A 12,736-nucleotide genomic window follows, 5' to 3' on the forward strand; every position below is an offset into this window, starting at 1 on the left:
TTAAGGTTGGCGGTTTTTTGACGGCATTAATTTTATGGTGCGGCAAGAAATTGCATGATGCTATCCATCTGCTGCATACCATCTTCAAAGCCTAATTCAATTAAACGGCGCGTGTATTTTTGTTCGAATAATAGATAACTGACTAAGCTTGAATCAGAGTGTTGCCGAATACCCGTAACGCGCAATAGGGAGCGAATGGCGATCGGTAAACACAAAAAGTATTCACTGGCTAATTGATTAAAATTTTGGCTTGGATTAATCATGTAGCTTTGCACGGGCTTGAGTTCCGTTTCAATATTGTGCTGCTTTAACAGCTCAACGGTTTTATTGATGCGCTGCATTCGCTCTAAATCGGAGTTCAGCGTGTCGGTAAATACCGTATCAAGTAAATGACCTGCCACCGTGGCTAAATCTGGGTGGTGTAAGCTGCGCTCTCGAAAAGCACCACGGCGTGGATCGTCGACACCAATAATCAAAATTTTGTCAGCACCCAAATGGATCGGCGAGCTAAGGGGCGCCAATTGATTAACTGAGCCATCACCAAAGTAGCGTTGATGGATACGTACCGAGGGAAACAGCAGCGGTATCGCCGCAGAAGCCATTAAATGATGTACATCTAACAGGGTGCGTTGGCCACAACGTTTGGCTCGGCGCCATTCTTCTGCCGTATCAGATTGAAAAAAGCTAATCGAATCGCCAGTATTATAACAAGAGGCGGTAACCGAGAAGCTAGACAGATAACCGCGCATAATATTTAGGTCAATGCGCTGCAAGTCGAGAATTTTGTTTAATAACTGTTTAAGCGGTTTGTTATCCAGTAAGCTGACCGGTTTTTTATTGGCATAGTCTGCTTGAAAGGCACTATAAACATTACGAATTTGATGGCGAATTAGCCGAGGATAATCAGAGTAATAAACCTGCGCGGTATGAAAGTTTCGCCAAACCGATTCAATTTTTTTCACCCCTAAATGAAAACAAGAGGCATAGCAGGCAAGGCCTGCACCATTGATGGCGCCAGCAGAAGTGCCACTGATAATCTTAAATGGTAGTGGGCTACTGCGTGGATATTGACTGGCAATCGCTTTAAGCACGCCAACTTGATAGGCCGCTCGTGCGCCACCACCGGTTAACATTAATGCGGTCTTGCTAGATGTTACTGTGGGGTCTGTTTGCATAATAAGGTGTTAAACATCCTGTACTGAACTTTTTCTACAACCTGTACTCTTCAATTAGTATATTGCTGATAATTGAGATTAATGCAATGCTAGACACCCTTAAGGGTTATTTATTTCAAAAGCACAGGTAAATCACTATGTCACAACAAGCTTCAGGTGGTGGACAGTCCGTATATTATGCCGGTTTAGCCGGCGTAGTTTTAATCATTATCGCTGCATTATGGTTTTTATTCAAAGGCCCGGCCGAACCGACCGAAACCGTCATGCTGCCACCGGTATTATTACCGCAACCCGAACAAGTTGCCGCAGTAGAGCAAGCTGAGCAAATGCAACCTGAACCTGTTAACGAACCTGCCGTTATGCCAGAGCCGATAGCAACCATTGAAACACCCATGGCCGAAGTGAAACCCGAGCTACCGCCGTTACCACCTTTGAATACCTCTGATAAAGTGATAAGCGAAGATTTGTTAGCGCTGAACTGGAAAGCGGGTATGGCATCGCTATTTAATCGTGAAGATATGGTGCGGCATTTTGTGGTCACGGTTGATAATTTAGCGCAAGGCCGATTAGTCGCAGGCCATGCCGTGTTATCTGCACCGGCTGACGCTTTTTTAGTTGAGCAAGTGTCACCGGATCGTTTTAGGATGGCTGCAGCGAATGCCGCCCGCTATGAGCCTTATATTCAGCTGTTAGAAAGCGTACCAGCAAGACAGTTATTGGCTTTGAAAGCGCGCTATCAACCCTTGCTTGACGAGGCTTTCGCCGAACTCGGCTATCCTGACATGAGTTTTGAACAGCGTTTACGTCAAACGATTAATCTATTGCTGGCTACGCCAGAGTTGTCGAGTCAGCCCGAATTAATCCGCCCTTCGGTCATGTATGTTTACGCTGATCCGCAGTTAGAGGCGTTACCTGAAGCGCAGAAACAATTATTACGCTTATCACCGGCGCAACAACGTCGTTTAAAAGCGGTGCTGCAAACCTATCAGCAAGCTTTAGGTAATTAAACTGTTGTTTTTATCAGCGTTAGGGTTGCAGCTTGCTGCTTAGCACTTGCAACCCCGAACGGTTTTGCGGATAATGCGCGCTGCCATCAAGGCAATACCATGGCAACTCCATTGGTCCTCTCGCAATACTAGTAGGCGAACCTGGTCAGGTCCGGAAGGAAGCAGCCACAGTTTATGATGTATGTGCCGGGATGTGGCTGGTGGAGTTGCCACCCAACTCCCTCGTTGTTTACTCTATTTCATTCAAAACTTTGGCCTAAACTGCTGCTTCGCTGTTAACTCGCCCCGCATCAACCCGAAGTGATCTTCTGTTAATCCCATTACATTGCAAGCCGTTCAACCTGGCGCGGTAAAGTTTTAAGACGAGAATTATGGTATCAGCCCCCGAATGCTCGCGAAAACGTTAAACGCTGCGTAAAGCTTCGGCTGGAGCACGCGGTAAATACCTCCCTGTACGCTCCTCTTTTTCATCCCTGAAAAAGACGTCTCCAGCCAAAGTTTACTTCGCTATTAACTCATCCAGCTTTAATCCGATCCCTCAGGGGCAGAGACTAGAGATTAAAAATGTAATCTGCAGCATACGGTTATGATCTAGGTATCTGACTGCGAAGCTAAATCCACGTGAATGCAAAAAGTCATAACCGTTCTTGCTGTTAATCCCATTACGTTGCAAGCCGGGCAAGCTAGCGCGGCCAAGGTTTTAAGACGAGGGGTGTTTGAGCGAGGCACGGTAGTGCCGAACGAGTTACCTCGTCGCCTTGGCTGTGTTAGGTTGAGCCGGTGTTTCGCAGCAACGTAGGGTCGCATTTTCTTTGGATACTTTCTTTTTGCGACGCAAAAGAAAGTATCTCGCCAACGGCGAAAACGCTAAACGCTGCGTAATAGAGGGGTCTAGGTATCTGACCCCGAAGCTTGTGGCTCGCGATCCCGAAAAAGAACCTGTATCGCCAACGGCGAAAAGGTTAACTCATCGCCTTTGAGCGGTTCGCTACTCCGCGCTTATTCTAAGGCCCCGGCCAGTTTGTTTTCAGTATCTTTGACGACTAATTTTAAGGCAGCCAGCAAGGTTGCTGCAGGCAAATTTTGTTGTTCTAGCAACAAAATTAAATCGACGGCCAGTTTGACATGGTCGGGTGCCTGCTCAAGAGATGACATTACTGGTTATCCAAAAAGTTGCGGGCGCGGCTAGTAGCTTCTTTTACTTTCATTTGCATTTCAAAGCGTTCGCTTTGTGGCATGTAAAATGACATATCCACTTCATAGCGAATGTATCGTGGCGGTAATAAATTTAAAGAGATACAGCATAAATCAGCTAAATACTCGCTGTCTTTTTCTTGGTCTAATCCCAGCTCAACAATATGATCTAACAATAGTTTTTCATAAAAATTATGAATATCGCTATCCAATGTCATGGCGTTTCTCCTCGTTAATGTACTTTAAGCATAATCAGCTTTGATCGAAAAGACTACTGAAAGATTGAGTTAGTTGCGCGCCTTGTTACAATGCGCTGAACAGCGATAAGTGGTTATTAAGCGTATGCAAAAAAATACAACAGCATGTTACTACGGCGATTACTTGCAACTCGACAAGCTTTTAACCGCCCAAGCCCCGGAAAGTAAGCGCTATGGCGCTGAAGCCCATGATGAAACCTTATTCATTATAGTACATCAGGTATATGAACTGTGGTTTAAACAAATTTTGCATGAGCTAGGTGCTGTTATGGCGGTGTTCGCTGAAGCTGAAGTCAAAGATGAACAATTGACCGGTATGGTGCATAAATTAAAGCGTATTATCAGTATTCAACAACTGCTTAATCAGCAAATTGCAGTCATCGAAACGATGACACCGCAAGACTTTATGGCGTTTCGCGATTACTTAGTGCCGGCCTCCGGTTTTCAGAGCATTCAATTTAAAATGCTCGAAATTGGTTTGGGTTTAAAAAGCGAATTTCGCATCGATTTTGATAAAAACTCATTTTATAGCCGGTTAAATGACGCCGATCGTGAGTTTTTACAAAACTTAGAGCAGGCGCCAAGTTTGTTTGAACGCATTGAAAAGTGGTTAGAGCGCATGCCGTTCTTACAATTTGAAGACTTTAGTTTTTGGCAAATGTACCAACAAGCAACCGAGCAGATGTTGCAAAATGATCAGAGTATCGTTTCGCAAATTGAGCAGATATCGGATACCGAGCGTGATCTTCAGTTGCAAGAAATTGCCCGTACGCGTGAAAAATTTTCGGCCTTACTCGATCCGGAGAAATATCAGCAATTACAACAGCAAGGTAGTTTTCGGTTAAGTCAAAAAGCCATGCTATCGGCCTTGTTTATCAACTTGTATCAAGAAGAACCGCTGTTCAATTTACCGTTTCAGTTATTAACTTGTTTAACAGAGATTGATGAGCAACTGACGATCTGGCGTTACAAGCATGCCATGATGGTACAACGGATGTTGGGCAGTAAAATTGGCACCGGTGGCTCGTCAGGGCATGATTATTTAAAGCGCACTACTGAGAAGAATCGTATCTTCACCGATTTATTCACTATGGCAACTTTTTTACTGCCAAAGTCAGCTTTACCGGCCTTACCCACGCCGATCAAACGGCAGTTAGGTTTTTATTTCGCGCCCCAAGCTTGAGCCAAATACGTTGAACGCCGCTTTAAATAACTGCAGATGCACCGCAGTGAGTGCGGCGAGATCGCGTTGATAGCCTCCGCCAATGACTGCCGCGACCGGGATATGTTTGGCGCGGCAGCTTTCGAGAACTAACTGATCGCGCTGGGCGATAGTGGCCGTGCTGATCGATAATAAACCTAAATCATCATTTTTATGCACATCCACGCCTGCGTCGTACAAAACCAGTTCAGGGCGATACCACGTTAATAAACTGTCTAAGCTTTGCTGCACGGTTTCTAAATACTCGTGTTCGCTACAGTTCGTTGCTACGCCAATATCCCAATCAGAGTGCTGTTTGCGTGCCGGAAAGTTTTTCTCACAATGAATGGAAGCAGTGATAATCTCTGGCTCATTGGCTAACAGCAGCGCGGTACCATCGCCTTGATGCACATCCAGATCAAAAATTAAGACCGGGCCCACACCCCGTTGTTTCAATGTTTTCGCGGTGAAAGCCAAATCATTAAACAAGCAAAAGCCACTGCCAAAATCATGAAAAGCGTGATGATAACCACCGCTTAGATGCACGGCTAAGCCTTGCGCTAACGCTAATTCTGCGGTGTGTAAAGTGCCACCTATCGATTGCAATGAGCGTGAAATTAGTTGTTCAGACCACGGAAAACCAATACGGCGCATGGCTTTGGCATCCAGCGTGCCGCTGCATAAGGCTTCAACATAGTGACTTGCATGTATACAACTGAGATCGGCCGGTAGGGCAGCTGGCGCTTCGGTAAAATGTGCAGCAGGTACACCGATAGCGAGCAGTGCTTGTTGCAAAGCGCGATACTTACCAATTGGGTAACGATGGCGTTCGGGTAAAGCCAATTCGCTGTAACAAGGATGATAAATTAGCGGCGGTAGCGCTTGGCTCATCGGTTTTTTCCTGACTCCAGTTTTTGAATGGCTAACTCAACCTCATAAATCGCTTTTCGACAGCGACCCAAGCGACCATGTAGGGTCAAAGTGCGGTTGGTTGCTTCTGCATCACTTTCCCGCTCGGCTTGTCGCACCATGTCTAATAAGCGGCTTTCATATTGTTGGTATTCACTTAGCTGTTGATATAACTGCTGACCTGTGACCGCAAGTTGTTGCACCGCCGCTTTACTACGAGGAGCCGCGACATGCTGATGTTGTTGGCGCACTTGATTGAGCCGGAATGCCTGGGTTAACGCCGAAATTTGTTCATTTAAGCGTTCAGTAATCCGTTGTTTGGCTGTGGTAGATAAATGATCAGCCTGTTGTTGCAGTCGGTTTAGATTACGCACGCTATCCTGCACATAATCTGCCAGATCCGGTGAATGACAACTAAACAAGGCCGAATCGAACCAGTGCACCGGCTTACCGGGTTTTCTTTGCCGATCAAGTTGTTGCGCCCAGCTTAATAATTGCTGCAATTGAGCTTGTAAATGACGCAGTTGCTCCGAGGTGAAGCTGTTCATCTTAAGCACTCCAAGCCTGCCACGCTAAACGTGCCGCAATGGCAATGACCACACTGATAAATACGGGCCGGATAAACTTAGTACCGAAACGAATGGCAGAGTGCGCACCTAACCATGCGCCGCACATCAAGCAAAAACCCATGGCTAAACCGAGGGTAAAATGTACATGGCCCAGCACAATAAAAGCGGCCAATGAAAACCCATTACTGACAAAATTCATGGTTCTGGCGACACCACTGGTGAGTAGTAAGTTAATTTTATACATTGCCATGGTCGATACCATCCAAAAAGCGCCAGTACCCGGGCCGGCTACGCCATCATAAAAGCCCAATGTGAGCCCCTGCAGACGTTGTTGCCAAAACAATTTTTTACTCGGTGTCGGTAATGTCATCCGATCATCGGGCTGCATGCGATTAAATAGGGTATAGATCGCAGCAAAAAGAATGAGGATGGGTAACAGTTTTTCTAGCAATACGGTACTTAATTGATCGACGACCAAGGTACCGATTAATGCGCCTAGGGCGGTAAAAATCAGGCTGGTGCGCCAATAACGCGGGTTAAATAGACGCTTTCGATAATAAGTAAGCGAAGCGGTAAAAGAACCAAAGGTCGCGGCCAGTTTATTGGTACCTAACACCACATGCGGTGGCAAGCCCGCGGTAAGCAAAGCCGGTACAGTTAATAAACCACCACCCCCGGCGATAGCATCAATATAACCGGCAATAAAGGCCACACTGCAGAGTAATAGCAGCAGTTCTGTCGTAAGAACCAGCTCGGGCATAACGGTTGAGATCCTGTCAGTATTCTATATTTCGTCGAAATGGCGGCAGTGCATCAAGCATGGCTTTACCATAAGTTTTACTTACCAGTCGGCGATCTAAAATAACGATACGCCCTTCATCTTGCTCTTGGCGCAGCAGTCTACCACAAGACTGCACCAGTTTTTTCGCCGCAGCCGGAATACTTAATTGTAAAAAAGCATTACCGCCTCGGGCGGTGATGGCTTCACTCAAGGCCTCTTCCAGCGGTGAAGTGGGCACGGCAAAGGGAAGTTTAGTGATCACTAAATTGGTCAGCAGTTTACCAGGTAAATCTAACCCTTCCGAAAAGCTTTGTGTGCCAAATAATATGCTGGCGTTATCGCCATTCACCCTGTCTGCATGTAATTGCAGCAAAGCTTGTCGCGAAGCCTCGCCTTGTACCAGTAGCGTAAAACCTTGTTTGCGAAGCTCCGTGGCCACTTCTTGCATTTGCCAATAAGACGCAAATAACACCAACGATCCGGCAGGGGTATTGAGATAATGCGGTAATAGGCGCACCAATTCAGCGGTAAAAGCGCTGTCAGTAGGTTCACAGCGTGTTTTGGGTAGCAGTATTTCAGCTTGTTGTTGATAAGCAAAAGGTGAATCGACTTGTAAACATTGCAAGCCAGTATGGGCATTTAACCCTAATTCCTTTTTTGCATAATCGAACGAGTTTAAGGCGGTCAGTGTGGCAGAGCAAAGGATCACCGCAAAGGCTTGGCTAAATAACAGCTGTTCTAATTGTAAGCCTGCAGCCAAGGGGCTGGCGTGCATAAATAAAAGATCGGTATCAGCACGCCGCTGTAACCAACGCGCTTGCCAAGCAGGTTCTTTTTGCGCTTGTTGTAATAATTGCCACAGGGCTTGCTGTTGCTCAAAGCGTTGGCGTGCATAAGCTAACTCTTGTAATAACGTGTACCACAGCTTAGGGATCTTACTGTTTTCCGAAAGCTTTTGCTGTAGCTCGGTTAACAACTTATCGCACAGGTTAGTGGCTTTTTGGCCCGCTTGTGCCAAAACCTCAGCTTGTTGCTGCCACAATTTGGGTAAAGCCGCGTGTTTAAAACGATATTCGGTTTGCTGTTTACTGCTAAACCAACTGGGTAGAAACTCTTGCACACTGCGCTGAATCGGTTTAAGCGCGACGTTAAAATCACTCACCGCATCGTCTAAGCGCATGCAATCGCGCAATGCGGTATCGGGTAAAACGGCTTGAAGTTGCGTAAGCGTTTTGCGTAATTTCACTAACCAAGGGCCATTTTCCGTTAATTGCGCGCTGGCGCTCAGTAGCTCTCTGCCACAGCTTGCAAGATGATGTGCTTCATCAATCACATAAAGGGTTTCTGCCGGTTCGGGCAATACCGCGCCACCGTTTAATAAGTCTGATAACAGTAAACTGTGATTGACCACTAGCACTTGTGCATTGCTGATTTCAGCACGGGCTAAGTGAAAAGGGCAGTGTAAATGTCGACGCTGTGTTTTACTGCAGTAGTGGGCATCGGCTTGTAAGCTATACCAGAGCTCGTCAGTTACAGGCTCGGGTAACGTATCGCGGTCGCCCAGCCAGCTACGTTGTTGCCAAGCGTCTAACAAACGTTGTAATAACGCTTGTTGATGGGCATCAGGTGCATCCTGACTAAACAGCGTAGGTTGTTGAATAAGTTGTTGTAAGCGTTCAATGCAGGCATAGCGCTGTCGGCCTTTTACCAGACTGTAATCAAACTCTAAGCCGCTGTGTTGCCGAAAAAAAGGTAGGTCTTTATTAATAAGCTGCTCTTGCAGTGCCACTGTTGCCGTCGCAATCACCACTATTTTCTTTTGACTTAAGGCATAAGGTAGGGTGCCAAGCAAATAGGCTAAAGATTTGCCGGTACCGGTACCCGCCTCAATTAAACCGATGCGATCGTGTCTATCGTACTTGCCTGCAACGATATTCGCTATTTCCGCAATCAATTTATTCTGCGTGGGCCGAGGCTGGTAGTTAGGCAATTGTTGTTTTAATTGTTGGTGTATTTGCCTAATCTGTTGTTTTGTACCGTTATTTAGCATCTTAAAATCTTCTTAGTTTTTACATTTGCTCGTCAAAAGTTACTTTTGCATCAGTATGTATCTGATTTGTATAGTAAAGGTATTTAATGCTTTTCGCGGTTAAAAAATACAAATGTTGAACAACTTTGTTTGGTTGACATGATTGACCAGCCCGATTGTTATGTTTATTATCAAGACGTGGAATAATAATTCCAACGATTTCTTGAACTTTTTCAAAAGTCAGGATAAAGCTTATACACAGAATCACACCCAATGTGATCCAGGGAGAACACCATGTTTACCACTAATAAAATTTCGGGCTCAGTGCGTCTTGCTTTGTTCTTGAGTGCGTCATCAGTTGCTATGTATTCTGGTGCTGCATTCGCTCAACAAGAAACACCAGCAGCAGAAGAAAAAGTTGAACGTATTTCTGTAACGGGTAGCCGTATCAGAAGTGCAAACGCAATGTCTACCAGCCCAATCAATACTATTGATGCTGTAGAAATTGAAAAACAACAACAACCTGAAATTGAACGCGTACTTCGTGTATTACCTGGCGCAGTCCCAGGTGACAACAGTAACGTGAACAACGGTACAGGCGGCGCAGCCACTATCAGTTTACGTGGCTTAGGTTCAAACCGTAACCTTATTTTGGTTGATGGCAAGCGCGTTGTGCCATTCAACACTGCAGGTAGCGTAGATACCTCTACTATCCCTACTGCACTAATCGACCGTGTAGAAGTGGTTACTGGTGGTGCTTCAGCCGTTTACGGTTCTGATGCAATCTCTGGTGCAATTAACTTCATCATGAAAAAGAATTTTGAAGGTGTGCAGTTAGATGCAGGCCATTCAAGAACGGCTGAAGCCGATGCCTTTACAGACAACATTGCTTTAACCATCGGTGGCAACTTTGACGATGATAAAGGTAACGCCGTTGTTTCTTTCAGTTACTATGACCGTGACCCATTATTATTAGGTCAACGTACTTTAGGTAATTATGGTATTTCTACTGCGTCTGGCGGTAACTTATCTAACTTCCAACAAGGTATTGCACCTATTCCACCAACACAGCCATTATGTGGCCAAAACGCGCCAAACGTAGTAGCACCAGGTGGTGGTAGCGGTACAACAATCCCAACACGCGTAGGTATTGTTGGCGCCACAGGCACCAGCGGTCAATTCCGTGATGACGGTTCTCTAGTGATTGGCCCAACATGTTCGGCCTTTAACTTCAACCCGTATAACTATTATCAAACACCTTCTAAGCGTTTTAGCGGTACTGCTATTGCGCATTGGGACATCAATGATGATACAACTGTATACGGCTCATTCAACTTTACAAATACTAACGTATTACAACAAGTTGCTCCATCAGGTATTTTCGGTAATACCTTTATGGTACCAGTTGCTAACCCATTTTTCTCTGATCAAGCTCGTAGCGCTTTAGTAACTGCAGCGAATAACAGCATCAGCCAGTTAAACGGTCCTGGTTTAACGACATGGATTGATGGCAACAATAACGGTGTAGTTGATACCCCTGACTCATTGTTACTTTCTATCTTCCGTCGTACAGTGGAGCTTGGCCCCCGTTCAACTGAGTTCAATACTGATCAGTTCCAGTTAATCGGTGGTGTAAAAGGCTTTATCAATGACTCATGGGCATACGATGTGTCTTTACAACACGGTGAAACGAACCGTGTAAATACCAACGCCGGTTATACTAACGTTGCCAACATTGCTAACGCATTAAACGCTTCAAGCACCACTACCTGTAACACCGGCGGCGCTGGTTGTGTGCCAATTAACCTGTTTGGTGGTTTTGGTACTATTACGCCAGAAATGGCAGCTTATGCTTCAGCAACGGCTTTCTCTACAACGGCTTATCAACAACGTGTTGTTTCTGCAGTAATCGATGGTCCAATTGATGCTGTGGTTTCTCCATTTGCTGATACACCTTTAGCCATGAGCTTTGGTTATGAGTATCGTGAAGAATCGGCATTCTTCAACCCAGATGAGTGTTTGAAACTTGCACCAACTAGCTGTTTAGGTGGCGCAGGCGGTAACTCATTACCTGTTGGTGGTTCGTTCAAAGTGAATGAATTATACGGCGAAGGTAAATTAGCACTAGTTGAAGGCAAAGAACTGGTTGACCTGCTTGAGTTAGAGTTCGGTTACCGTCACTCTCACTTCGACACTGTTGGCGCAACAGGCAGCTGGAAACTAGGTTTAGCTTACCGTCCAACTGACGAGTTGTTAGTTCGTGTTATGAAGCAAAAAGCAACGCGTGCACCTAACGTAGGTGAGTTGTATGCGCCATTAACCACTAACTTAGATAACGCTGATTTAGACCCATGTTCAGTATCTAACCCGAATATCAGTGCTACGTTACGTGCTCTGTGTATTTCAACAGGCCAAACTGCAGCACAAGTTGGTCAGGTTAATGATATCGTATCTGGTCAGATCAACATTCTGTCAGGTTCTAACCCTGATAGTTTACCAAACGAAGAAACCGCCAATACTACAACAGTAGGTTTTGTTTGGAGCCCAGAGTTTGACTCTATTAAACGTGCAATGTTCTCTGTTGATTACTATGACATCAACATTGATGGTTACATCGGTGAAAACACTGCTCAAGAAATCTTAGATGGCTGTTATGAGCTTGGTAATGCCGCACAGTGTGCGCAAATCACGCGTATCGGTGGTTCATTAAACATCCCTGGTGCAGGTGTTGAAGCCTATACCACCAACCTGTCTTATATCAAAACTCGCGGTGTTGAAGCGGCTTTCAACTTCGGTTTTGATTTAGGTGATATGGGTATGTTGGATTTTGCGGGTAACATCAACAAGTATCTAGAAGTGAAGAGCTTAAGCTCACCAGTATCGTCAGTGATTGATTGTAATGGTTTCTACGGTACTAACTGTAACCCACAGCACGAAATTAAAGCGACACAACGTACTACTTGGAACATGAATGACCTGTCAGTATCACTGTTATGGCGTTACTTAGGTTCAATCGAGCGTGAAACTGCGCAACAAGCTGCTACTTTTGAAGCCTTCCGTCAAATTGGTTCATTCAGCTACTTCGACTTAGCCACAAGCTATGTTGCTTCTGAAAACCTGACTATCCGTTTCGGTGTAGATAACTTATTCGACCGTGACGCGCCAGTCGTTGGTGGTGAAGCAGGTAGTACTTCAGTGAACAACGGTAACACTTTCCCAGGTTACTATGACATGTTAGGCCGTACTTACCGTTTTGGTATTTCTCTGAAATATTAATATTGCGTAAGTTATTCGGTTAATAAAAACCTCTGACAATTGTCAGAGGTTTTTTTTTGCATCAATGAAAAAAGTATCATGTTTATTGAGCAAGTAACGGCAGTGGGTACTTGTAAAGCTATCTGCAAGGTTGACTATGAGTTAACTGAAGAATGATTTTTATTTATTTCATAAACTTTCGCTAAATCTTTCTAATTAATTTAGAAGCCAAAAATGATGTTAAGAGTGCTGGATGTAAATTTAATGATGCTGAAATGTTTGTTTTTATTTGTTTTTTGTGGGCTGTATTGTTTTGTTAACACATAAAAAGAAATAGTGTCAAAAAGTTCAATTTTTGC

At 45.0% G+C, this 12,736-nt stretch carries 10 protein-coding genes and 1 other RNA gene; 4 read left to right on the forward strand and 7 right to left on the reverse strand.

Features of this window, described 5'->3' with window-relative positions; all coding sequences use genetic code 11:
- Positions 1 to 32: 32 nt before the first annotated feature.
- Entirely contained in the window at positions 33 to 1,175 is a 1,143-nt protein-coding gene (locus tag JAO78_RS02380) for a patatin-like phospholipase family protein (protein WP_226749746.1), read from the reverse strand.
- Between the two features lie 137 nt (positions 1,176 to 1,312).
- On the opposite strand from JAO78_RS02380, the gene JAO78_RS02385 reads away from it, so the two are divergent.
- Both JAO78_RS02385 and ffs read left to right on the forward strand, forming a co-directional pair.
- Entirely contained in the window at positions 1,313 to 2,182 is an 870-nt protein-coding gene (locus JAO78_RS02385) for a DUF3014 domain-containing protein (protein ID WP_226749747.1), read from the forward strand.
- A 109-nt stretch (positions 2,183 to 2,291) separates the two neighbouring features.
- An RNA gene (gene ffs, locus JAO78_RS02390) (signal recognition particle sRNA small type) lies at positions 2,292 to 2,388 on the forward strand.
- A gap of 793 nt (positions 2,389 to 3,181) precedes the next feature.
- Here ffs and JAO78_RS02395 read toward each other — a convergent pair.
- Both JAO78_RS02395 and JAO78_RS02400 read right to left on the reverse strand, forming a co-directional pair.
- Complete coding sequence (locus tag JAO78_RS02395; protein WP_226749748.1) at positions 3,182 to 3,337, reverse strand: DUF2496 domain-containing protein; 156 nt, start codon at positions 3,335 to 3,337, stop codon at positions 3,182 to 3,184.
- A complete protein-coding gene (locus tag JAO78_RS02400; protein ID WP_226749749.1) occupies positions 3,337 to 3,594 on the reverse strand; it encodes a late competence development ComFB family protein in 258 nt (85 codons plus the stop codon). Before JAO78_RS02400 ends, JAO78_RS02395 begins: the two co-directional genes overlap by 1 nt.
- A gap of 124 nt (positions 3,595 to 3,718) precedes the next feature.
- Between JAO78_RS02400 and JAO78_RS02405 the strand changes: the two genes are divergently transcribed.
- Positions 3,719 to 4,816 carry a tryptophan 2,3-dioxygenase family protein gene (locus JAO78_RS02405; protein ID WP_226749750.1) on the forward strand — a complete coding sequence of 366 codons (1,098 nt, stop codon included), beginning with the start codon at positions 3,719 to 3,721 and terminating at the stop codon, positions 4,814 to 4,816.
- On the opposite strand, the gene JAO78_RS02410 is transcribed toward JAO78_RS02405, so the two are convergent.
- From JAO78_RS02410 to dinG, 4 genes are read right to left on the reverse strand one after another with little or no spacing between them, the layout of a single operon-like run.
- Positions 4,787 to 5,725, reverse strand: coding sequence for a histone deacetylase family protein (locus JAO78_RS02410; protein ID WP_226749751.1), 939 nt, complete (start codon positions 5,723 to 5,725; stop codon positions 4,787 to 4,789). The two genes, JAO78_RS02405 and JAO78_RS02410, sit on opposite strands and share 30 nt — an antisense overlap.
- Positions 5,722 to 6,291 carry a primosomal replication protein PriC gene (gene priC / locus JAO78_RS02415; RefSeq protein WP_226749752.1) on the reverse strand — a complete coding sequence of 190 codons (570 nt, stop codon included), beginning with the start codon at positions 6,289 to 6,291 and terminating at the stop codon, positions 5,722 to 5,724. The genes JAO78_RS02410 and priC overlap by 4 nt, the downstream gene beginning before the upstream one ends.
- A 1-nt stretch (position 6,292) precedes the next feature.
- Positions 6,293 to 7,072, reverse strand: a complete 780-nt coding sequence (locus JAO78_RS02420; RefSeq protein WP_226749753.1) for a TSUP family transporter — start codon at positions 7,070 to 7,072, stop codon at positions 6,293 to 6,295.
- 16 nt (positions 7,073 to 7,088) lie between these two features.
- On the reverse strand, positions 7,089 to 9,143 hold the full coding sequence (gene dinG / locus JAO78_RS02425) for an ATP-dependent DNA helicase DinG (protein WP_226749754.1): 2,055 nt from the start codon (positions 9,141 to 9,143) through the stop codon (positions 7,089 to 7,091).
- 273 nt (positions 9,144 to 9,416) lie between these two features.
- Here dinG and JAO78_RS02430 point away from each other — a divergent pair, with 273 nt between their 5' ends.
- Complete coding sequence (locus JAO78_RS02430; protein WP_226749755.1) at positions 9,417 to 12,398, forward strand: TonB-dependent receptor domain-containing protein; 2,982 nt, start codon at positions 9,417 to 9,419, stop codon at positions 12,396 to 12,398.
- Positions 12,399 to 12,736: the final 338 nt, after the last annotated feature.

The sequence above is a fragment of the Alishewanella maricola genome, assembly GCF_016343785.1.
Classification (GTDB): Bacteria; Pseudomonadota; Gammaproteobacteria; order Enterobacterales; family Alteromonadaceae; genus Alishewanella; species Alishewanella maricola.